At 61.8% G+C, this 20,441-nt stretch carries 22 protein-coding genes; 11 read left to right on the top strand and 11 right to left on the bottom strand.

The features are described 5' to 3' along the window. Positions 1 to 39: 39 nt before the first annotated feature. The 3 genes from BBJ66_RS00850 to BBJ66_RS00840 form a co-directional block, all read right to left on the bottom strand. Positions 40 to 864, bottom strand: a complete 825-nt coding sequence (locus BBJ66_RS00850) for a helix-turn-helix domain-containing protein (RefSeq protein ID WP_071084298.1) — start codon at positions 862 to 864, stop codon at positions 40 to 42. Between the two features lies 1 nt (position 865). Further along, positions 866 to 1,177, bottom strand: coding sequence for a hypothetical protein (locus BBJ66_RS00845; RefSeq protein WP_128146148.1), 312 nt, complete (start codon positions 1,175 to 1,177; stop codon positions 866 to 868). Between the two features lie 149 nt (positions 1,178 to 1,326). Then, entirely contained in the window at positions 1,327 to 1,803 is a 477-nt protein-coding gene (locus BBJ66_RS00840) for an Lrp/AsnC family transcriptional regulator (RefSeq protein ID WP_071084294.1), read from the bottom strand. 109 nt (positions 1,804 to 1,912) lie between these two features. Here BBJ66_RS00840 and BBJ66_RS00835 point away from each other — a divergent pair, with 109 nt between their 5' ends. The 3 genes from BBJ66_RS00835 to BBJ66_RS00825 all read left to right on the top strand — a co-directional run bounded on the left by BBJ66_RS00835 (position 1,913) and on the right by BBJ66_RS00825 (position 3,462). After that, positions 1,913 to 2,464 (top strand): RBBP9/YdeN family alpha/beta hydrolase, encoded by a 552-nt coding sequence (locus BBJ66_RS00835; RefSeq protein WP_071084292.1) that lies wholly within the window; start codon positions 1,913 to 1,915, stop codon positions 2,462 to 2,464. A 164-nt stretch (positions 2,465 to 2,628) separates the two neighbouring features. Then, positions 2,629 to 2,838, top strand: coding sequence for a KTSC domain-containing protein (locus BBJ66_RS00830; protein WP_003555857.1), 210 nt, complete (start codon positions 2,629 to 2,631; stop codon positions 2,836 to 2,838). A gap of 384 nt (positions 2,839 to 3,222) precedes the next feature. Beyond that, on the top strand, positions 3,223 to 3,462 hold the full coding sequence (locus tag BBJ66_RS00825) for a CrpP-related protein (RefSeq protein WP_071084940.1): 240 nt from the start codon (positions 3,223 to 3,225) through the stop codon (positions 3,460 to 3,462). On the opposite strand, the gene pncB is transcribed toward BBJ66_RS00825, so the two are convergent. The 7 genes from pncB to BBJ66_RS00790 all read right to left on the bottom strand — a co-directional run bounded on the left by pncB (position 3,444) and on the right by BBJ66_RS00790 (position 12,241). Then, complete coding sequence (gene pncB / locus BBJ66_RS00820) at positions 3,444 to 4,748, bottom strand: nicotinate phosphoribosyltransferase (protein WP_049731206.1); 1,305 nt, start codon at positions 4,746 to 4,748, stop codon at positions 3,444 to 3,446. The genes BBJ66_RS00825 and pncB overlap by 19 nt on opposite strands. A 130-nt stretch (positions 4,749 to 4,878) precedes the next feature. Then, on the bottom strand, positions 4,879 to 5,295 hold the full coding sequence (locus tag BBJ66_RS00815; protein WP_244511609.1) for a hypothetical protein: 417 nt from the start codon (positions 5,293 to 5,295) through the stop codon (positions 4,879 to 4,881). Positions 5,296 to 5,425: 130 nt separating this feature from the next. Continuing rightward, the gene (locus BBJ66_RS00810; RefSeq protein WP_071084289.1) at positions 5,426 to 6,385 is read right to left on the bottom strand and encodes a 2-hydroxyacid dehydrogenase; all 960 of its coding nucleotides are present in this window, start codon (positions 6,383 to 6,385) and stop codon (positions 5,426 to 5,428) included. Positions 6,386 to 6,393: 8 nt separating this feature from the next. Beyond that, complete coding sequence (locus tag BBJ66_RS00805) at positions 6,394 to 8,031, bottom strand: ABC transporter ATP-binding protein (RefSeq protein ID WP_071084287.1); 1,638 nt, start codon at positions 8,029 to 8,031, stop codon at positions 6,394 to 6,396. Further along, positions 8,028 to 9,176: an ABC transporter permease gene (locus tag BBJ66_RS00800; protein WP_071084285.1), complete on the bottom strand. Its 1,149-nt coding sequence runs from the start codon at positions 9,174 to 9,176 to the stop codon at positions 8,028 to 8,030. The genes BBJ66_RS00805 and BBJ66_RS00800 overlap by 4 nt, the downstream gene beginning before the upstream one ends. After that, complete coding sequence (locus BBJ66_RS00795; protein WP_049731210.1) at positions 9,176 to 10,258, bottom strand: microcin C ABC transporter permease YejB; 1,083 nt, start codon at positions 10,256 to 10,258, stop codon at positions 9,176 to 9,178. Before BBJ66_RS00795 ends, BBJ66_RS00800 begins: the two co-directional genes overlap by 1 nt. Positions 10,259 to 10,408: 150 nt before the next feature. Beyond that, on the bottom strand, positions 10,409 to 12,241 hold the full coding sequence (locus BBJ66_RS00790) for an extracellular solute-binding protein (RefSeq protein WP_071084283.1): 1,833 nt from the start codon (positions 12,239 to 12,241) through the stop codon (positions 10,409 to 10,411). Between the two features lie 212 nt (positions 12,242 to 12,453). On the opposite strand from BBJ66_RS00790, the gene mepA reads away from it, so the two are divergent. From mepA to BBJ66_RS00760, 6 genes are all read left to right on the top strand, one after another. Next, a complete protein-coding gene (gene mepA / locus BBJ66_RS00785) occupies positions 12,454 to 13,548 on the top strand; it encodes a penicillin-insensitive murein endopeptidase (RefSeq protein ID WP_071084281.1) in 1,095 nt (364 codons plus the stop codon). Between the two features lie 88 nt (positions 13,549 to 13,636). After that, complete coding sequence (locus BBJ66_RS00780; RefSeq protein ID WP_049731213.1) at positions 13,637 to 14,017, top strand: methylglyoxal synthase; 381 nt, start codon at positions 13,637 to 13,639, stop codon at positions 14,015 to 14,017. Between the two features lie 17 nt (positions 14,018 to 14,034). Beyond that, entirely contained in the window at positions 14,035 to 15,060 is a 1,026-nt protein-coding gene (locus BBJ66_RS00775; RefSeq protein WP_071084279.1) for a glucokinase, read from the top strand. 122 nt (positions 15,061 to 15,182) lie between these two features. Beyond that, on the top strand, positions 15,183 to 16,970 hold the full coding sequence (locus BBJ66_RS00770) for an ABC transporter ATP-binding protein (protein WP_071084277.1): 1,788 nt from the start codon (positions 15,183 to 15,185) through the stop codon (positions 16,968 to 16,970). A gap of 15 nt (positions 16,971 to 16,985) precedes the next feature. Further along, complete coding sequence (dapB, locus tag BBJ66_RS00765) at positions 16,986 to 17,810, top strand: 4-hydroxy-tetrahydrodipicolinate reductase (RefSeq protein WP_071084275.1); 825 nt, start codon at positions 16,986 to 16,988, stop codon at positions 17,808 to 17,810. Positions 17,811 to 17,831: 21 nt separating this feature from the next. After that, positions 17,832 to 18,467: a 2,3-bisphosphoglycerate-dependent phosphoglycerate mutase gene (locus tag BBJ66_RS00760; protein ID WP_003589269.1), complete on the top strand. Its 636-nt coding sequence runs from the start codon at positions 17,832 to 17,834 to the stop codon at positions 18,465 to 18,467. Between the two features lie 39 nt (positions 18,468 to 18,506). Here BBJ66_RS00760 and phnF read toward each other — a convergent pair whose 3' ends face one another. Beyond that, positions 18,507 to 19,244: a phosphonate metabolism transcriptional regulator PhnF gene (phnF, locus tag BBJ66_RS00755; RefSeq protein WP_071084273.1), complete on the bottom strand. Its 738-nt coding sequence runs from the start codon at positions 19,242 to 19,244 to the stop codon at positions 18,507 to 18,509. 110 nt (positions 19,245 to 19,354) lie between these two features. On the opposite strand from phnF, the gene phnG reads away from it, so the two are divergent. Both phnG and phnH read left to right on the top strand, forming a co-directional pair. Next, the gene (gene phnG / locus BBJ66_RS00750; RefSeq protein WP_071084271.1) at positions 19,355 to 19,831 is read left to right on the top strand and encodes a phosphonate C-P lyase system protein PhnG; all 477 of its coding nucleotides are present in this window, start codon (positions 19,355 to 19,357) and stop codon (positions 19,829 to 19,831) included. Next, positions 19,831 to 20,439, top strand: coding sequence for a phosphonate C-P lyase system protein PhnH (gene phnH, locus BBJ66_RS00745; protein WP_049731220.1), 609 nt, complete (start codon positions 19,831 to 19,833; stop codon positions 20,437 to 20,439). Before phnG ends, phnH begins: the two co-directional genes overlap by 1 nt. The last annotated feature ends 2 nt before the right edge of the window (positions 20,440 to 20,441 follow it).

Below are 20,441 nucleotides of genomic sequence, written 5' to 3'. Positions count from 1 at the left end.
CTGTCACCCGATTTTCCCCTTAGCCCTAAAATGCGTCGATCAGCCATGCGCCCGCATCCTCTCGCTCTGCATCGTGGCGACAATGAACGCCAGCCCGCCGCCCTTCCGTTTCATTTCCGCTTGCGTGGTGGCTTCCTGCCTGTCCCACGTCATCCAGTCCAACACATCAGCCTCGGCCCTCTCACCGAGCGCATGAACCTCCCCATACCAGCGCCGTTCGGCCGCTGCCCTTGCTGCATCGCCATGGCTGACGCTCTTTCCTCCACTGATCGGCAGGAGAAGAGAACCCTGCGCTATCGGCTTGCTCCCTCTCCAGAGCCCTTGCTGCGCTCTCGGCACGCTCTGCGCTCGCGGCTTTTCGTGCGGCTTTTCCCCACGCTCCCCTTCGATGGGTTTATTCGATTGGTTACTTCGAAGGGTTTGTGTCGCAGCCGTGCGACCTTTAACGTCGCATCCCTGCGACCTTGAACGTCGCACGCTTGCGACGTTGGGTGCCGGTGTGCCGGCAGACCGGCAGGGGGCACCAGGTGCATCGCCGGTCTTCATGCGTGCATCCCAATCTTTCGCGATGGCGCGGAAGCGGTCCCAGTTCGGCAGGTAACTGGCACGATGCGCTTTGCCGCCATGGCTGACCTTTTCGATGAAGCCGAGTTCGTGGAGCTTTTCGGTCGCGCGGATGACCGTCGCGCGGTCTATGCCGAGCAACGTCGCCAAGCGCTCAATGCTGGGATCGCATTGGCCGGTCCGCTTGTTGAAGTGGTCGATGATCGCCCCAGCTACTCGCTTGGTCGCCTCGGTGACGCCCGACATGATGTTGAGAGCCTTGTGGGCGAACAGGATAGCGTTCTCTTCGAGGATCGCCATGTTACGCCTTCGGATAGGCCAGAGCGTGTGCCTGCTTGGTGGCTTCAATGGCTTCGAGGTTGGTAAGCTGGAAGCGCTCGCGAAGCGCGGGGATAACCGGACGTGTGAGAGTGGCGCGATGCTGATGAAGCCAAAGTGCCGCCAACCTTATGCGGTTGGTCGCTGCGCCGATTTCGCCAGCGTTTTCAAAGGAGACAATTGCCGAGTTAGACAGCATAGCATGCTGATTTTCAATGCATATGGCAAAACCACCCTGTCCGCCATGGTGCATTTCCGCATCGTATGTCTCCCACTGTCTGACGTCGTTTGGCAAAGACCGGCTCGCGTCGAAACGCGAGGGTCAATTTCAGCATCCAGGCGGTTCCTCCTCCGACATGTGCACCCATGCCGTCTCATGCCGGGAACGAAGCCTCACTTCTTCGCGCTGCGCCTCGCGGACGATTTCTTCCTGCCCACATACTCTCAAGGACGTTGCAGCAAGGCGCGTCCGATCGGCTTCGGAGTCTCGCTGCGCAACACCAGAGATGTCGTCACGGGGCCAAAACGGGCGATCGTGTCGACGATGGTTTCCAGTTCTCCCGGCGACGGAATCAGCACCTTCAGGAGGAAACAATCCTCTCCGGTGAGGCGCAGGACTTCCATGACTTGCGGCATCTCTGCAAACTGCTTCAGACAGGCCTTGATATGTTCATGCGTCGTGCGCAGGCGAAGCACAGCCATCATTCCAATTCCCAAAGCGGTGGGGTCGATCCGGGCGGAGTAGCCAACGATGATGCCGCGATCTTCCAGCCGCTTGACCCGCTCGGATGCCGCCGGCTGAGAAAGCCCGACCCGTCGACCGAGTTCGGAAATCGCAATGCGGCCATTTTCCTGCATCGCTTCTATGATGGCGATATCGGTTGGATCGAGCAGTAGCCGATTGTTTTCCTGAAAAGCCATGAGATCACCTTGAAATCATCGGAGAAGGACGCGGTTTTCCGATGATCATTCATTCCGACGCAAATGAAAATGCATCATTTTCACCTGCATGAATGGCAGAGGAAAACACATGAGGGATATCATCATATTGCCGGGCATTGGCGGTTCGGGTGAGGCTCATTGGCAGACCCGATGGGAATCAACGAACCCGGAAATGCGGCGTTTTCAACCAGCCGATTGGGATAGGCCCGACTTGGCGGACTGGATTTCAGCCTTGGATCGCACCGTCGCCGCATCGGCAACACCTCCCCTGCTGGTCGCCCATAGCCTTGCCTGCCTGCTGGTCGCTCATTGGCAGCAGGTTTCGTCGCTTGCTGTTGCCGGGGCTTTTCTTGTGGCGGTTCCGGATCCGCAATCCGCTGCATTCCCGGAGGAAGCCACCGGATTCGCAGATCCACCATCCCAAGAGATGCGCTTCCCCACTCTAATTATCGCAAGCGCCGATGACCCTTTCGGCACGCTCGACCATGTCCGGGCGCGAGCCGCCCTGTGGGGTAGCGGCCTTGTCGAGATCGGTCCATTCGGCCATATCAACGGGCAAAGCGGCCTTGAGAACTGGGGTCAGGGGAAAGCCTTGCTGACGGCCTTCTCCGCCGGATTGGCAAGGTTGCACCCGGATTGAGCTGGTTCGCAAGCGTGGGTTTTGGGCTCTCGAACCCGCCGCTCCGATGACGCTGCGACGTTTAAAGCACCAGAAGATTCCTGAATTTTTACCATGCCGCTTCACCGCGTCTTTGCACGTACCGGGTTATGCTCTGGAAAATTAAAAAACCAGAGGTAAAACAGGTGGAAGAACTTTCGGTAAAGTCGAAGATCATCAAATCCGTCTATTTCAGCCAGGAAGACGGGCGGCTCAGGATTTGTTTCAAGAATGGCGAAGAGCGGCTGTTCGAAGGCGTTCCGTCCTCGGAAGCTCATGCAATGACGGTGGCGCCGTCTCCCGGCCATTATTACCTCGACCGGATCAGAACCCGGTTTCGGCGATTGGCTGCCTGAAAACCGAGGGATGCCGACGGCTCACCTGCGGGATTGCGCGGGATCGGGACAGGTCCGGTGGATATCAACCGCCCATTAACCCTCCCTATCATCTTGGTTGGATCGCATCGGCCGGAAGGCGGCAACGTGTCGGTGCTGCCGGCCTGTTCAAGGTCGGCTAGCCGGGAGGCTCGGCGGCGGACCCCAGCCAGGAAGCCGGGTCTCCCCGTTACGCTATTTCCGTGAAGGAGATCGCATCATCGCGAGCCTCTCCGGCCTTCACTTTGCCCTGAACTAGCGATTTGGGGCTAATCCTGTGAAAAACCCCAATTATCGAATTCGGACTCGACAATGCTTTATTAGGATGATTGCATAAACCTATCGGATAAAAACCGGGGGATGACGATGTTCGAGACTCTGCTTGAGATGCAGGAGCGTGGCGTACGGGACCGTGCGCGTGGCCGCAGCCTCGCCGACAATCCGATGTCGAAGCCTGATATCCTGCCGATCACCGATTTCCAAGAATGGTACTCGATGTTCGACGCCTGGCGCTTCGGCTGGTCGATCGAGGATGCGATGGCCGGGCATGGCAATATGCAGCGGGATGGCGGCACTATGCCCCTCGCCTACACCAGGACGGTCTGATCGATCCTGTCCTCGGCGCCGAAGAATTTCAGGTAGCGCTCCACCTCTGCCGGGTCGCCCGTCGCCTTCTGCGGATTGTCGGAGAGTTTTACCGCCGGACGGCCGTTGGCATCGCTGACCTTGCAGACGACCGAGATCGGGTTGAGGCCGGATATTTCGGTCGGCGCGCAGCCGGAAAAATCATTCGTCAGGTTGGTGCCCCAGCCAAAGCTCATGCGCACACGGCCTTCGAAATGCCGGTAGGTATCGATGATGGCGTCGACATCGAGACCGTCGGAGAAGATCAGCAGCTTCTGGCGCGGATCGCGGCCCATCTTCTTCCACCAGTCGATGATCTTTTCACCGCCTTCGATCGGCGGGGCGCTGTCCGGGCGGAAGCCGGTCCAATCGGCGACCCATTCCGGCGCGTCGCGCAGGAAAGCTGCAGTCCCGAAAGCATCCGGCAGGACGATCAGGAGGTTGCCGCCATAGAGCTTGTTCCAGTCGCGCAGGATCTTATAGGGCGCGTTGCGCAACTGCTCATCGGTTTGCGCCAGGGCGGCAGCCACCATCGGCAGTTCGTGGGCATTGGTGCCGACGGCTTCGAGATCGGAATCCATCGCCAGCAAGACGTTGCTGGTGCCGGTAAAGGCCGGGCCGATGCCTTCCTTCAGCGCCTCGACGCACCAGCGCTGCCAGAGGAAACTGTGACGGCGGCGGGTGCCGAAATCGGAGATACGCAAGCCCGGCAATTCCTTCAGCCGTTCGACCTTCGACCACATCTTCGCCTTGGCGCGGGCATAGAGCACATCGAGGGTGAAGGGGCCGAGCGCCTTCATCGCCGAGCGCGACCGCAGCTCGTTGACGATGGCCAGCGCCGGGATCTCCCACATGGTGGTTTCCTTCCAGGCCCCATGAAAATCCAGCACATATTGCCCGTCCTTCTTCGACAGCTCGTATTCGGGGAGCTGGAAGTTGGAAAGCCAGGCGAGGAATTCCGGCTCGAAGATCTGGGCGCGGCCATAGAAGCTGTTACCCGCCAGCCAGATCATCTCCTTCTTGGAGAGTTTCAGCGTGCGGGCATGGTCGAGCTGCTCGCGCAATTCGCCTTCGTCGATCTCATCGGCGAGCCGCACACGCTTGGTGCGGTTGATGAGCGTGAAGGACGCGTTCACGTCTGGGTAAAGCTTCCAGATCATCTGCAGCATCAGGAGCTTATAGAAGTCGGTATCGATCAGGCTGCGGACAATCGGATCGAGTTTCCAAGCGTGATTGTAGACGCGTCTTGCAATATCGGTCCTGGCCATAAAATTCCTGCCCCTGTCCACTCCGGTCAGGTGCTGCCAAAATCCCCAGTGCTGCCAAGTGCGGGGCCGGCGCACGAAACCGGCTCGTGCGCCTTCTTATCGAAAAATCGGCAGAGAAAGTCCAGAAAAATCAATAAACATCTTGCCGCGGTACGGCGGCGGGATGCGGAAGATCATCTGCCGGAGGCTCTGGCGCGGCAGGCTGGGCCGGCGTTGCGGGCGTGACGCCGGGGGCGGCCGGTGTCGCGTTTTGCGTCTCTGTGGGAATCGCAGTGCCGTTTTGCAGCGTTGGCGCAGGTGCCGTGTCAGGCTGCTGCGACTGCAACTGCTGGCCGGGCTGCTGTGGTGCCGCCTCGTTTGCTTCGCGCTTACCCCAGATCTCCACCGGGATCCAGACCACGAAGGCCAGCACCAGCGCGGCGAGCAGCACGAGCAGAATGCGATAACCCATGCGCCCCTGCCTTGCCTTCACTGGCGGGATCTGCTCTTCCCTATGAAGCTTGCCGTCAGACTTTTCCCAGCGTGTTTCCGTCTGATGCGCCATCATCGTTTCCTTCCGCTGTCTTGACGGGCCGATCCGGCCCGAGAATTCCACAGGGAAACGGGTGGCTGTCTGGAAGGTTCCGGGGGCTTAGATCCGGATGATATTGGGCGCTGACAGGTTTCGGCATGATGCTCTAATAGCCGACGGCGCGGTCAACGACGAATTGCAGCGGTTCGCCGCGCTCGAACCGGGCGATCTGCGTCTCGACATGACGGAACAACGCGTTTTCTTCCGAAACCGCCGCGTCGTGCGGCGTGATGAAGACGTTTTCCAGCTCCCATAGCGGGTTGTCCGAGCCAAGCGGCTCCACTGCGAAGACATCGAGGGAAGCGCCGCCGAGGGTGCCGCCGCGGATTGAAGAAACGATATCGGTTTCGACCTGGCTCCTGCCGCGGCCGGCATTGATGAAGACCGGGCGTCCGAGCGCGCCGTTGCGGCGCAGCTTTTTAAATAGCCCGCTATCATAGAATCCTGTCGTCTCAGGGGTCAGCGGCAACAGGCCGACGAGGATGTCGGTCTTTCCGAGGAAGCTGTCCAAGGCGCCGGCATCGAAGGTTTCGACGCCGTCGATCTCCTTGCGGCTACGCGACCAGCCGATGACGTTAAAACCCAATGTCTTCAGCTTGGCGACCGCATCCAGCCCGAGAATGCCAAGACCCATGACGCCGACGGTGACCTCCGCCGCTTCGGGCGCGATCAGCTTGGCCCATTGGCGCTGCCGCTGATGGCTATCATGAGCGTATTGGGCACGCAGATGCATCAAACATTGCATGACCACCCATTCGCTCATGCGGGTCGTCAGGCTGCGATCGACGAAACGCACGATCGGGATCTCGGGAAGGCCGTCCATGCCGATGATATGGTCGACGCCGGCGCCGCCAGAAAAGATCACCTTGAGCTTCGGCGCCCGAGCGAAAAGGTCGGCATCCGGCTTCCAGAGCAGCGCATATTCGGCTTCGCGGAGATCACGCACCCGATCAGCGGGGTCGGCGAGATTGATGCTGCCGCGATCGGAAAAGGCCGTCTGCAGCACGCGGGCGACGCCTTCGGGATTGAACTTGATATCGACGAGAACGGGAGGAGGTGTCGGCATGATGATCTTTACTGCTGGACGGCTGATGTCGGCACCGCCTCGATGTTGAAGGCGGCGGCCATCAGCGCCCTGGTGTAATCGTCCTTCGGAGCGCGGAAGATTTCCGATGACGGGCCCTGCTCGACCACCTTGCCGAAACGCATGACGATGACGTCGTTGGCGAGCGCCTTCACCACCTTAAGGTCGTGGCTTATGAAGAGATAGGCGAGATCGTGCTTCTTCTGCAGATCGCGCAGGAGATCGACCACCTGGGCCTGCACGCTCATGTCGAGCGCAGAGGTCGGCTCGTCGAGCATGACGAAGCGCGGCTTCAGCACCATGGCGCGGGCAATGGCGATGCGCTGGCGCTGGCCGCCGGAGAATTCGTGCGGGTAACGCCAGCGGGTCAGGGGATCGAGACCAACTTCCTCCAGCGCCCAGCAGACGCGCTGGTCGCGCTCTTCCGATGTCAACGAGCGCTCATGCACCTTCAGCCCTTCGGCGACGATATCGCCGACCGACATGCGGGGGCTGAGCGACCCGTAGGGATCCTGGAAGACCACCTGCAGCTGGTTGCGCAACGGCCGCATCTCGCTGAACGAATAGCCGGCTATATCCTTGCCGACGAAAGCGATCCGCCCTTGCGAGGAAATCAGCCGGGTGAGCGCCAGCCCGAGAGTGGTCTTGCCGGAGCCGGACTCGCCGACGACGCCGAGCGTCTGCCCGGCACGCAGCGAAAGATCGATGCCGTCGACCGCCTTCACGTGATCGACGACGCGGCGCATCAGCCCCGCCTTGATCGGGAACCAGACGCGAATATCGGAACCTTCCATCACCATCGGTTTTGCGGGGTCGGCAAGCGGCGGCTCGCCGCGCGGCTCGGAGGCGAGGAGGTGGCGGGTATATTCATGTTTGGGATTGGCAAAGACCTCTTCGACCGTTCCGGTTTCGACGATCCTGCCCTTGGTCATGACGCAGACGCGGTCGGCGAATTTGCGCACGATGCCGAGGTCGTGGGTGATGAACAGCATCGACATGCCGTGCACGGCCTTGAGCTGCCGCAACAGCTCGAGGATCTGCGCCTGCACGGTGACGTCGAGCGCGGTGGTCGGCTCGTCGGCGATCAGCAGCTCCGGCCGGTTGGCGAGCGCCATGGCGATCATGACGCGCTGGCGCTGGCCGCCGGACAGTTCGTGCGGATAGGCCTTCAATCGCTTTTCCGGCTCGCGGATACCGACCTGGTTCAACAATTCCAGTATGCGCTGGCGCGCCGGCTGACCGGTGAGACCCTGGTGCAGCGCCAGGATCTCGGCAATCTGCTTCTCGATCGTATGAAGCGGATTGAGCGAGGTCATCGGCTCCTGGAAGATCATGGTGATGTCGTTGCCACGCACCTCCCGCAACGCTCTTTCGGACGCCTTCAAGAGATCCTTGCCCTTGAACAGGATTTCGCCGGAGGGATGGCTTGCCGAGGGATAAGGCAGAAGCCGCAGGATCGAATTGGCCGAGACCGACTTGCCGGAGCCGGATTCGCCGACGAGCGCCACGACCTCGCCCTTGGCGATATCGAAGGATATCTGATCGACGGCAAGCGAGGTCTGGCCGCCCTGGTGAAAGGCAACCGAGAGATCGCGGACGGAAAGGAGCGGTTCTGTCATCTCACTCATTGAAACGTCTTCCTCGGATCGAAGGCATCGCGCACGGCTTCGCCGATGAAGATCAGCAGCGACAGCATGATCGACATGGCGAAGAAGGCCGTCAGCCCGAGCCACGGCGCCTGCAGGTTGCTCTTGCCCTGGGCGATCATCTCGCCGAGCGAAGGGGAGCCAGGCGGCATGCCGAAGCCGAGGAAATCGAGCGAGGTCAGCGTCGTGATCGAGCCTGAGAGGATGAAGGGCAGGAAGGTCAGCGTCGCCACCATGGCGTTCGGCAGCAGGTGGCGCCACATGATGGTGCGGTTGTTGACGCCGAGTGCACGGGCGGCGCGGACATATTCGAAATTACGGGCGCGCAGGAACTCGGCGCGCACGATGCCGACGAAGCCGACCCAGGAAAAGAGCAGCATGATGCCGAGAAGCACGAAGAAGCCGGGCGGCAGAATGGCGGCGATGATGAGCAGGATGTAAAGCACCGGCATCGACGACCAGATCTCGATGAAGCGCTGCAGCAAGAGATCCGTCCATCCGCCGAAATAGCCCTGCACCGCGCCTGCGGTCACGCCTATAACAGCCGAGCAGATGGTCAGCGCCAGGCCGAAGAGCACGGATATGCGGAAACCGTAGATGACGCGCGCCAGCACGTCGCGGGCCTGGTCGTCGGTGCCGAGCCAGTTGAGATTGCCCAAAGTGCAGCTTGGATCGTTCGCCCCTTGCGGATAGCCGGCGCAACGCTCCTCCTTGGTCATCAGCCAGAAGGGGGCGGTCGGGGCCGAATGCGGAATGTTCGAGTTGACCGAACGGTAGGAATAGCGGATTGGCGGCCAGATCATCCAGCCATTGGCATTGATCTCGTCCGATATCACAGAGGAACGGTAGTCGGTCTCGGCGAGGAAGCCGCCGAACTTGTCCTCGGGATAGTCGACGAGAACCGGAAACAGGATCTCGCCCTTGTAGGAGGCGATGATCGGCCGGTCGTTGGCGAGGAATTCGGCAAACAGGCTGAGGATGAACAGCAGCAGGAACAGCCACAGTGACCAATAACCGCGGCCGTTCGCCCGGAAATTCTGCCAGCGGCGAATGTTGGTCGGTGACAGCAGGCCCTTGCGCGGCGGCTTGACGGGTGTGGCGACAGCGGGATTTGCGGCGGCGTCCATCAGACATCCCTCCGCTCGAAATCGATGCGTGGATCGATCCAGGTGTAGATCAGGTCGGAAACCAGGCTGACGACGAGGCCGAGCAGCGAGAAGATGTAGAGCGTGGCGAAGACGATCGGATAGTCCCGATTGACCACCGAGAGATAACCGAGGCGGCCGAGACCATCCAGCGAGAAGATGTTTTCGATCAGCAGCGAGCCGGTAAAAAAGGCGGAGATGAAAGCACCGGGAAAACCGGCGATGATGATCAGCATGGCGTTGCGGAACACATGGCCATAAAGCACCTGCCGCTCATTCAGGCCTTTGGCGCGGGCGGTGACCACATACTGCTTCTTGATCTCCTCGATGAAGGAGTTCTTGGTCAAGAGCGTCGTCGTGGCGAAGGCGGCCAGCGACAGCGAGATCAGCGGCAGGGTGAGGTGCCAGAAATAGTCGAGCGGCTTCTGCCACCAGGCAAGCTGGTCGAAATTGTCGGAGACCAGGCCGCGCAGCGGGAACCAGTCGTAGAAGGAGCCGCCGGCGAAAAGCACGATCAGGAGAATGCCGAAGAGGAAGCTCGGCACGGCGTAACCGACGACGATGACGCCCGACGTCCAGACGTCGAAGGTCGATCCATCCCTGATCGCCTTGCGGATGCCGAGCGGGATGGAGATGGCATAGGAGAAGATCAGGATCCAGATGCCGAGCGAGATCGACACCGGCAGCTTCTCCTTGATGAGATCGAGCACGGAGGTGTTGCGGAAGAAGCTCTCGCCGAAATCGAAGCGGATGTAATTCCACATCATCTCGCCGAATCGCGTCAGCGGCGGCTTGTCGAATCCGAACTGTTTTTCCAGCTTGGCGATCAACTCCGGATCGAGGCCCTGAGCGCCGCGATATTTGGAGCCTTCGTCGCCGCCGCCGGGAAGATCGCCGCCTCCAGACAGGCGCTGGTCGGCACTATCGGCCTGACCGGTCAATTGGGCGATCACCTGCTCAACCGGGCCGCCGGGAGCGAACTGAATGACAATGAAGGAAATCGCCATGATGCCGACAATGGTCGGGATCATCAAAAGCAGGCGGCGAATGACATAGGCGCCCATCAGCCTTCAGCCTCCGGGAATGTTTTTCTTGTCTGCCCGCCGTCCAGTCCAATGCCGCTCAATCCGCCAGCCTTCCTTTGCCGGCCCTGCCGGCGTGTGGTGATTCGTTCGTGCCATTTGGAGCCGAGGCCCCCTGCATTGCAAGCCCGCTCATTTTGCCGAGGTGGACCACCAGGCATCGGGGAAGCCAAGGCTGTAGGCCGGAAACTCGGCCGGGTGCGTGACAGTGTTCCAATAGGCGACGTTATAGGTATCGCGGTAAAACAGCGGAATGACGTAGTGATTTGCCAGCAATACTCGGTCCATCGCCTTGATCGCAGCGACCTGCTCATCGCGGTTGGGGGCGAAGATAATCATGCGAATGAGTTCATCGACCGCCGGGTTGGCAATGCCGGCATAATTGTGGGAGCCCTGCTGGTTGACCGAGCCGGATCCCCAATAGTCGGCTTGCTCGTTGCCCGGATTCATCGTCTCCGCCCAGACATTCCAGATCATATCGTAATCAAAGCTGCGTTCGCGGTTGACAGCTTGCGAAGCGTCGACTGTCCGAACCCGCACATCTATGCCGATTTTCTTGAGATTGCTGGCATAGGGCACCGCCCAGCGTTCCAATATGGGGCTCGACAACAATATCTCGAAACTCATCGGCTGGCCGGTCTTGGTATTGACCATGCGATTGCCCTTCAGCTCCCAACCGGCGTCTTTCAGAAGGGCAATCGCCTTGCGGAGATTGTCGCGGCTCTTCTGCGGATCGCCGCCGACCGGATTGGTGTAGGGCGTCGTGAAGACCTCAGGCGGAACCTTGTCCTTCATGGCCTGCAGTATTTCCAGTTCACGCCCCTGCGGCAGGCCGGAGGAGGCGAGTTCGGTGTTCCAGAAATAGCTGTCGATGCGCTTGTAACTATTAAAGGCAACGGTCCGGTTCAGCTCCTCGAAATCGAGGCCGTAATTCAGCGCCTCGCGGACCCGCTGATCCTTGAAAAGGTCACGCCGCATATTGGGCACGAGCGCCTGCAGGATGCCGGTGGAGCGCAGCGGATTTGCAACCTCTTCCTTCTTGATGCGTCCTTCCTTCACTGCGGGAAAATCATATCCCGTCGCCCAGCGGGAAGCCGTCGTCTCCTGCCAGTAGTCGCTATTACCGGCGCGAAAGGCTTCGAACTCGACATCCCGGTCACCGAAATAGGTGTAGATGACATTGCGGAAATTGTTCTGGCCGACATTTACGTTGAGGTCCTTGCCCCAATAGTCGTCGCGCAGCTCATAACGGATTGTTGCGCCGGGCGAGAAGGAAGCGATCTTATAAGGACCGGAACCCATCACCGGCTCCAACGTCGTCTTGGTAATGTCGCGCGGCTTGCCATCCGGCCCGGGCGCTTCCCACCAATGTTTCGGCACGATCATCAGCTGGCCGAGAATGTTGGGCAGTTCGCGATTGTTCTTCTCGTCGAAAGTGAAGGTAACGTCCCGCTCGCCGGTCTTTTCCGCCTTGATAACATGATGGTAATAGTTCCCGGCAAGGGGATTCAGTTCCTTGGTCTTATCAAGGCTGAAGATGACGTCTTCGGGGGTTACAGGCTGACCATCTGCCCATTTCGCCTCTTTGCGCAGGCGAAAGGTCGCGCTCGAGACGTCCGCGGGATAGGATAATCCCTCGGCAAGCAGACCGTAGGAGACGAGGAGTTCATCATCCGCCGGCTTCATCAACGTGTCGTAGGCAAGCGACAGGCCTATCGCTATCTGGCCCTTTGCCAGCAGCGGGTTGAAGGTGTCGAAGGCGCCGCTGGCGGAAAGACGCAAGTCTCCGCCCTTCGGGGCATCGCGATTGACGTAATCGAAATGCGCAAAGCCCGGCTTGTACTTCATCTCGCTGATGACGGAGCTGCCGATCTGAAAGGGCTGGTCCTGACCCGTTGCCGTCATGGGCGCCAAGACACCCGTCAGCGATACAAACAAACCGATCTTCGACCACAAAGCCGCCATTCACGCTTTCCCCTCATTATTGGTGGGTTCGACAATACGAAAAATACGGGCGAAAAACAGGTGAGAGTTTGGTTTTTGCCGGACTCGCGAAAATTTGAGCCGTTGGCGTCACCACCCTCGCGCTCCTTCTATCCCCGCCCGCCAAAACATCGATTCACCAAAATCACTTTTCACGATAGATTCGAACGCAAATCACTTCTCAAGGAAACAGCATGGCTTTCGGCTTCGCTCAGGCTTTCAGGACATTCGGCAAACTGGCGCTTGCCGGCGCAATCGGCGCAAGCCTTGCCGCCGGCGATGTCGGGGCTGAGCAGAAGGCGCCAAGCCCGGGCAGTGCCAAGGGCCAGTTCGGCGCCGCCAGCCTGCCGACGCAGGGCCCGGCGCAGCCGATCGGCTTTTACGCCAAGGGCTGCATGACGGGTGCGGTGGCGCTTCCCACAGACGGGCCGACCTGGCAGGCGATGCGGCTTTCGCGCAACCGCCGCTGGGGCAACCCGGCGATGATCGCGCTTCTGGAACGGTTTTCGCAGGACGCGGTTGGATATGCCGGCTGGTCGGGCATCCTCGTCGGCGACATTGCGCAGCCGCGCGGCGGGCCAATGCTCAACGGCCATTCCTCGCACCAGATCGGCCTCGATGCCGATATCTGGTTTACGCCGATGCCGGCACGCCACATGACGGCCAAGGAGCGTGAGGACCTGCCGTTCACGACGATGCTGCAGAAGGACAAGTTCCTCACCGTCGACCCCAAGGTCTGGACGCAATCGCGGGCGCGGCTCTTGATGCTGGCGGCAAGCTATCCCGAGGTGGAGCGCATCTTCGTCAACCCGGCGATCAAGAAGAAGATGTGCGACACCTGGACGGGCGACCGCACCAACCTCGGCAAGCTTCGGCCGATATACGGCCACGACTCGCATTTCCACATCCGCATCAAGTGCCCGCCGGGTGCTGCGGGATGCACGCCGCAGGCACCTGTTGCCGCCGGCGACGGCTGCGACAAGTCGCTCGCCTATTGGTTCACGCCGGCCCCCTGGGCGCCGCCGAAACCGCCGAAGCCCGGCGCCAAGCCGCCGAAGCCACCGCGCGAAATGATGGTTTCCGACCTGCCGAAGGCCTGTGCCGCCGTGCTCGATGCCGCCTCCGTCGCCTCGATGCAGGCCGCCACCTACGGCGGATCTTCCGCCGCGGGCGGATCTTCCGCTGCGAGCGCGCTCACCGCCGCTCCGGCAGCAGAGCCGGCCGCCGATGACGAGGGAGACTTGCCCGATGTCGGCCCGGTTCCGAACGACAAGCCGGCAATCCAATGAGGAGCGCCGGCGCCTTGTCTTTCAAATCGCAAATTCTTGGTATAGAAGCGGTCAAATCGATTGAATTGCTTGGGCGGAGATTGGGTTCATGGCCGGCGGCAAATGCCTTGCATTGATTGCGCATGACCAGAAGAAAGACGATATGGCGGCGTTCGCCCGCGCCAACAGGGATATTCTCTCCGGCTGGAAGATCGTCGCCACCGGCACGACCGGCGGGCGGGTGCTCGACGCCGCCCCGGATCTCGACGTCACCAGATTGAAAAGCGGACCGCTCGGCGGCGACCAGCAGATCGGCGCGCTGATTTCGACCGGCGAGGTCGACGCCCTGATCTTCTTCGTCGACCCCTTGACGCCGATGCCGCACGATGTCGACGTCAAGGCGCTGATGCGGCTCGCCATCGTTTACGATATTCCGATGGCGCTCAACCACGCGACCGCTATAAAACTTCTTCCCACACTCGAAGCCTGATCAGCACGGAACCGGCCATGCCCAAACCGAACCACAGCACCGCTCCGCTGCCTTTCCCGATCCTGATCGGCGATATCGGCGGAACCAATGCCCGCTTCTCCATCCTGACCGACGCCTATGCCGAGCCAAAGCAGTTTCCGAACGTGCGCACGGCGGATTTCGCCACGATCGACGAAGCGATCCAGAAGGGCGTGCTCGACAAGACCGCCGTGCAGCCGCGTTCGGCGATCCTTGCCGTCGCCGGCCCGATCAACGACGACGAGATCCCGCTGACCAATTGCGACTGGGTGGTGCGGCCAAAGACGATGATCGAGGGCCTCGGCATCGAGGACGTGCTCGTCGTCAACGATTTCGAGGCGCAGGCTCTGGCCGTCGCCGCCCTTTCGGATGAGAACCGCGAACGCATCGGCGACGCCACCGGCGACATGATCGCCTCGCGCGTCGTGCTCGGACCCGGCACCGGGCTCGGCGTCGGCGGGCTGGTGCATGTCCAGCACAGCTGGATCCCGGTCCCCGGCGAAGGCGGCCACATCGATCTCGGGCCGCGCAGCAAGCGCGACTATCAACTCTTCCCGCATATCGAGACGATCGAAGGCCGTGTTTCGGCCGAGCAGATCCTCTGCGGACGCGGCCTCGTCAATCTCTACCATGCCATCTGCGTGGTCGACGGCATCCAGCCGACGATGAAGGATCCGGCCGACATCACCTCGCACGCGCTTGCCGGCAGCGACAAGGCGGCGATCGAGACCGTCTCGCTGTTTGCCACCTATCTCGGCCGCGTGGCGGGCGACATGGCGATGGTGTTCATGGCGCGCGGCGGCGTCTATCTGTCCGGTGGCATCTCGCAGAAGATCCTCCCGGCGCTGAAGAGACCGGAATTCCGATTGGCCTTCGAGGACAAGGCGCCGCATTCGGCGCTGCTTCGCACCATCCCGACCTATGTGGTGACGCATCCGCTGGCAGCGCTTGCCGGGCTTTCCTCCTATGCGCGCATGCCGGCGAATTTCGGCGTCTCGACGGAAGGCCGTCGCTGGCGGCGCTGACCCTGGCGCGCGCCACCCCGGACGCGACGCTCTAGCCAAACCAATCCCAACTCTTTATAGAGCCGGCAAAAGTACGCGTCGCGCCCTGCGCCGCGTTCGGTACGAGACAGGAAACCCGATTTTTGGAAGCGGCGGAAACGAGAACGCAGAGCGTCAGCAGCGATACCGTAACCGGCATCCTGAAGCGCATCATCGCTGAAAACGGCCGTGACCATCTCTGGGGCTACGTCTTTGCGATTGCCTGCCTGATCGTGGTGGCGCTTTCGACGGCGTTTACCGCTTGGATCATGCGGGCGATCATCGACGAAGCCTTTGCCAATCGGCGCGCCGACGTCGTCTGGATCATCTGTCTTTCGATCTTCATCGCCTTCGTGCTGCGCGGCTTTGCGGGCTACGGCCAGGCGGTGGCGCTGTCCAAGGTCGGCAACGATATCGTCGCCCGTTACCAGCGCCGGCTCTATTCGCATCTGATGACGCTTTCGGTCGGCTTCTTCAGCGAAGCCCGCTCCGCCCATATCGCCGCGCAGGTGAGCCAGAACGTCAGCGGCATCCGCGACGTGCTCAACCTGACGATCACTTCGACGGTGCGCGACCTGCTGACCTTCGTTTCGCTGCTCGCGGTGATGATCCTCCAGGATCCATTGCTCAGCCTGGCCGTGTTCATCATGGCGCCGCCGCTGCTTTATGCGCTGCGCTATGTTTCCAAGCGGCTGCGCTCGGCGACGCGCGAGGCCGTGCATTTGAACAGCCACGTTCTCGGCGCCATGCAGGAGACGATCCAGGGCATCGCCATCGTGAAAGCCTTCACGATGGAAGACGAGCTGGAACGCAAGGTCACCAAGCTCATCAAGGGCGCCGAAAACAGGGCGAACCGGATTGCCCGGCTTTCCGAGCGCACGTCTCCGCTGACCGAGAGTTTCGCGGGCTTTGCCGTCGCCAGCGTGCTGGCCTATGCCGCCTACCGCTCGATTTACTACAATGTGCCGCCGGGTGCCTTCTTCTCCTTCGTCACGGCGCTGCTGCTTGCCTATGACCCGGCCCGCCGGCTTGCCCGCCTGCAGGTGCAGATGGAGCGTGCCGTCGTCAATGCGCGGATGATCTACGAACTGCTCGACATGGAGCCGCGCCAGCGCGACCTGCCGGACGCCCAGCCGCTGACCGTGACGCAAGCCAGGATCGAATTCCGCAACGTTTCCTTCGGCTACGGCAATGAGAGCGTGTTGAGCGGCGTGAGCTTCGTCGCCGAGGGCGGCGCGACCACTGCGCTGGTCGGGCCTTCGGGGGCCGGCAAATCCACGGTCATCAACCTCATTCCACGCTTTTACGATCCGCGCGAGGGCGAGATCCTGATCGACGGACAGGACATCGCCCACATCACCAAGAAGTCGCTGCGCCATCAGCTCGCCTATGTCTCGCAGCAGCCTTACCTGTTCGAGGGGACGATCCGCGACAATATCCGCTATGGCCGGCCGGAAGCGACCGATGCCGAGGTGGAAGAGGCAGCCCGGCTTGCCTATGCGCATGACTTCATCACGGCGCAGCCGCAAGGATACGACACGCCGGTCGGCGAAAACGGCGTGACGCTTTCGGGCGGCCAGCGCCAGCGGCTGTCGATCGCGCGTGCGCTGGTGCGCAATGCGCCGATCCTGCTGCTCGACGAGGCGACCTCTGCCCTCGACACGGAGTCCGAAGCCGCCGTGCAGAAGGCGCTCGACGAGGCGATGACCGGACGCACTGTCGTCGTCATCGCTCACCGGCTTTCGACCGTGGTGCGCGCCGACAAGATCGTCGTCATGCAGCAAGGCCGGGTCGTCGAGGAAGGCAATCACCAGACGCTTGCGAAGGTCAGCGACGGTCTTTACGCTCGCCTCAACAATCTGCAGAGGCCTTCGGCCTCCGATTCAAACTGACCTGGTGAGACTGACATGAGCGATGCTGCGATGAAACTGGTGGTGGTTGGCGCGGCAGGGCGCATGGGGCAGACGCTGATCCGGCTCATCCATACCATCGAGGGCGCCACGCTGCATGCGGCGGTGGAACGCAGCGGTTCGCCCTTTATCGGCAAGGATGCCGGCGAGATCGCCGGTCTCGGCCCGACCGGCATCATCATCGGCGACGATCCGCTCCAGGCCTTCCTCGATGCCGAGGGCGTGCTCGACTTCACTTCGCCGGCCGCGACAGTGGAATTTTCGGGGCTCGCCGCGCAGGCCCGCATCGTCCATGTCGTCGGCACCACCGGCTGCTCCGACGACGACAATGCCAGGATCGCTGCTGCGGCCCGCCATGCCCGCATCGTCAAATCAGGCAATATGAGCCTCGGGGTCAATCTGCTCAGCGTGCTCGCCGAACAGGCTGCGCGGGCGCTCGAGCCTGATGACTGGGATATCGAAATCCTGGAAATGCACCACAAGCACAAGGTGGATGCGCCGTCCGGCACCGCCCTTTTGCTCGGCGAGGCCGCGGCCAAGGGGCGCAATATCGATCTCGCCTCGAAATCGGTCCGCGTACGCGACGGTCATACGGGCGCCCGGCAAGCCGGCACGATCGGCTTTGCGACGCTGCGCGGCGGCTCCGTCATCGGCGAGCATTCGGTGCTTTTCGCCGGCGAAGGCGAGATCGTCACCCTGTCGCACAGCGCTGCCGACCGCTCGATCTTTGCGCGCGGCGCTATCAAGGCGGCGCTGTGGGCGCGCGACAAGAAGCCGGGTCTCTATTCCATGCTCGACGTGCTCGGGCTTTCTTCCCAATAACGACATATCGGAGGCATATTCATGAGCGGAACCCTCGTCCTCGTTCGCCACGGCCAGAGTGACTGGAACCTGAAGAATCTCTTCACCGGCTGGAAGGATCCCGATCTGACGGCGCTCGGCATCGAGGAAGCCAATGCCGGCGGCAAGGCGCTAGCCGAATACGGCATCAAATTCGACGTCGCCTATACCTCGGTGCTGGTGCGCGCGCAGCACACGCTGAAGCTCATCCTCGACAAGGTCGGCCAGCCCGATCTGCCGACGATCCGCGACCAGGCCCTGAACGAGCGCGACTACGGCGATCTCTCCGGTCTCAACAAGGACGATGCCCGCGCCAAATGGGGCGAGGAACAGGTGCATATCTGGCGCCGCTCCTATGACGTGCCGCCGCCCGGCGGCGAAAGCCTGCGCGACACCGGCGCCCGCGTCTGGCCCTATTACCTGACCGAAATCCTGCCGCGCGTGCTCAGGGGCGAGAAGGTGCTGGTTGCCGCGCACGGCAATTCGCTGCGCTCGCTGGTCATGGTGCTCGACAAGCTGACCAAGGAAGGCGTGCTTGCCCTTAATCTCGCGACCGGCGTTCCCATGGTCTACAAGCTGAAGGCGGATTCAACCGTCGCGTCGAAGGAAGTGCTCGGCGACATGTCCGGCGCACACTGATATCAGTGGCCTTCCCTGTTCCGTCAGGGAAGGCTGACCTCAATTCTCGATCGTGAACTGCACCCGGTCGGCCGCGAAGCGGCTGATCGAATATTGCACCGGCACGCCGTCGAGATCGGTATTCATCGCCTTGGCGATCAGCAGGATCGCGCCGGGCGTCAGCTCCAGCTCGGCCAGATCGGCCGTGTTCGCATGGGCGGCCGTCACTTCGGTGGTCGCGCGGACATAATCCGGCAGGCCAAGTTCGGCGAAAGCCTTGGTGATCGATTCGTGCTTGCGGTAGGCCTCGCCGATCCCGGCGAAACGTTCGGCGGGAAACCAGCTCGTCGCCCTTGACACCGGCCGCCTGTCGGCATGGCGCAATGTTTCCAGGCGGATCACCCGTTCTCCCTGCTTCAGGCCCAGCCAGCGAGCGACTTCGGCGCTCGCCTCCTCCTGCGCTTCATCGAGCAGAAGGCTGCGCATCTCGCGCGCCTGGTCGCCGATGCCTGAAGTGAAGCGGGTGCGCCGGGTGATCGGGAAATTCAGCCGTTCCTTGCGCTCGATCAGCGTGCCGCGACCTTGCACCGCGCGAACGATGCCTTCCTGCGCCAAGGCCGCCAAGGCGCTGCGCACCGTGTGGCGGTTGACGCCGAATTGCAGCGCCAGCACCGTTTCCGGCGGCACCATTCCGGTTTCGTCATAGGCTCCGTTGCCGATCGCCTCACGGATCCGGTCGGCGATCTGGCGCCAGAGCGCCACGCCGGTCTGTCTTTGCACCTGCTTCAATCCCGCCATTCCGGCCCCATTTCCCGCGCCCGATGTCACACGCTTGTCACGACATCGATTTAAGCGTAGGTATATCTTGTATAGTTGTCTATATCAATAGACATTTTAAGGAAGCGGCGATGATATCAGCGGACAGGACAGACGCTGCGTCACAGACGGCATCCGGGCGCAAACGCGCCGCCGATCTGCTGGCGCGAGCGGAACGAAGCGAACTCTGGGCGGTTTGGGATGCCTTGCCGGAAAAACCCGCGGCGCATCCGGTGCGCGGGCCAGAGACCGGGCTGGTGATGGTGCGCGGCCGCATTGGCGGCGGCGGCGCGCCCTTCAACCTCGGCGAAGTAACGGTGACGCGGGCAACAGTTCGGCTCGACTCCGGCTCGGTCGGTCATGCGCAGGCGCTCGGCACCGACCGGGAAAAGGCCCGGCTTGCAGCGATCTTCGACGCACTCTGGCAGGAGGAGGCGACCAAGGATTTCGTCGAACGGGCGCTGCTTTTGCCGATCGCCGGACGGATCGCCGCTACTGAGCGCCGCAAGGCGGAGGAGACGGCGGCGACCCGCGTCGATTTCTTCACCATGGTCAGGGGAGACAACTGATGGGCCTGAAGACGGAAGCCCTGACCGGCGGCTTTGCCGAGCCGGTCTTCCATGCCCAGAGCGTCTTCAAGATGCTGATGGACGGCATCGCCCGCCCCGGCACGATCCAGACCGTTCAGCCCGATATCGCACCGCCTGTGCCGCTCGGCAGCGCCGCCGGCGCAATCGCGCTGACGCTTTGTGACCACGACACACCCGTCTGGCTGTCCCAGGGGCTGGCGAAATCGGCCGTGCCGGAGTGGCTCGGCTTCCACACCGGCGCGCCGCTCACCACTGAGAAGGCCGAGGCGCGCTTCGCTTTCACCGAGGCCGGCACCGCGCTTTGCCCCTTCAGCCTCTTCGCCTCAGGCACGCAGGAATATCCCGACCGCTCGACGACGCTCATTATCCAGCTCCCCGAACTCGAGGGTGGGCGCCGGCTGGCGCTGATTGGCCCCGGCATCCAGACTGTGACGGAGATCGCGCCTGTCGGCCTGCCGGAGACCTTTCTGCGGCTCTGGACGGAGAACCGCGCGCTCTTTCCGCGCGGAATCGACATCGTGCTGACATCGGTGACACGTTTTCTCTGCCTGCCGCGCACCACCAAGATCACAGCAACGGAGATCTGAGC

This window comes from Rhizobium sp. RSm-3, assembly GCF_001854685.1.
GTDB lineage: Bacteria > Pseudomonadota > Alphaproteobacteria > Rhizobiales > Rhizobiaceae > Rhizobium > Rhizobium ecuadorense.
This window is presented reverse-complemented; position numbering and strand designations above follow the sequence as displayed.

Bases quoted from the DNA above. Each gene is read 5' to 3' on its own strand.
- BBJ66_RS00850 (WP_071084298.1), bottom strand. From the start codon at position 864: ATGGCGATCCTCGAAGAGAACGCTATCCTGTTCGCCCACAAGGCTCTC.
- BBJ66_RS00840 (WP_071084294.1), bottom strand. From the start codon at position 1,803: ATGGCTTTTCAGGAAAACAATCGGCTACTGCTCGATCCAACCGATATC.
- BBJ66_RS00835 (WP_071084292.1), top strand. From the start codon at position 1,913: ATGAGGGATATCATCATATTGCCGGGCATTGGCGGTTCGGGTGAGGCT.
- BBJ66_RS00825 (WP_071084940.1), top strand. From the start codon at position 3,223: ATGTTCGAGACTCTGCTTGAGATGCAGGAGCGTGGCGTACGGGACCGT.
- pncB (WP_049731206.1), bottom strand. From the start codon at position 4,748: ATGGCCAGGACCGATATTGCAAGACGCGTCTACAATCACGCTTGGAAA.
- BBJ66_RS00815 (WP_244511609.1), bottom strand. From the start codon at position 5,295: ATGATGGCGCATCAGACGGAAACACGCTGGGAAAAGTCTGACGGCAAG.
- BBJ66_RS00810 (WP_071084289.1), bottom strand. From the start codon at position 6,385: ATGCCGACACCTCCTCCCGTTCTCGTCGATATCAAGTTCAATCCCGAA.
- BBJ66_RS00805 (WP_071084287.1), bottom strand. From the start codon at position 8,031: ATGAGTGAGATGACAGAACCGCTCCTTTCCGTCCGCGATCTCTCGGTT.
- BBJ66_RS00800 (WP_071084285.1), bottom strand. From the start codon at position 9,176: ATGGACGCCGCCGCAAATCCCGCTGTCGCCACACCCGTCAAGCCGCCG.
- BBJ66_RS00795 (WP_049731210.1), bottom strand. From the start codon at position 10,258: ATGGGCGCCTATGTCATTCGCCGCCTGCTTTTGATGATCCCGACCATT.
- BBJ66_RS00790 (WP_071084283.1), bottom strand. From the start codon at position 12,241: ATGGCGGCTTTGTGGTCGAAGATCGGTTTGTTTGTATCGCTGACGGGT.
- mepA (WP_071084281.1), top strand. From the start codon at position 12,454: ATGGCTTTCGGCTTCGCTCAGGCTTTCAGGACATTCGGCAAACTGGCG.
- BBJ66_RS00780 (WP_049731213.1), top strand. From the start codon at position 13,637: ATGGCCGGCGGCAAATGCCTTGCATTGATTGCGCATGACCAGAAGAAA.
- BBJ66_RS00775 (WP_071084279.1), top strand. From the start codon at position 14,035: ATGCCCAAACCGAACCACAGCACCGCTCCGCTGCCTTTCCCGATCCTG.
- dapB (WP_071084275.1), top strand. From the start codon at position 16,986: ATGAGCGATGCTGCGATGAAACTGGTGGTGGTTGGCGCGGCAGGGCGC.
- BBJ66_RS00760 (WP_003589269.1), top strand. From the start codon at position 17,832: ATGAGCGGAACCCTCGTCCTCGTTCGCCACGGCCAGAGTGACTGGAAC.
- phnF (WP_071084273.1), bottom strand. From the start codon at position 19,244: ATGGCGGGATTGAAGCAGGTGCAAAGACAGACCGGCGTGGCGCTCTGG.
- phnG (WP_071084271.1), top strand. From the start codon at position 19,355: ATGATATCAGCGGACAGGACAGACGCTGCGTCACAGACGGCATCCGGG.
- phnH (WP_049731220.1), top strand. From the start codon at position 19,831: ATGGGCCTGAAGACGGAAGCCCTGACCGGCGGCTTTGCCGAGCCGGTC.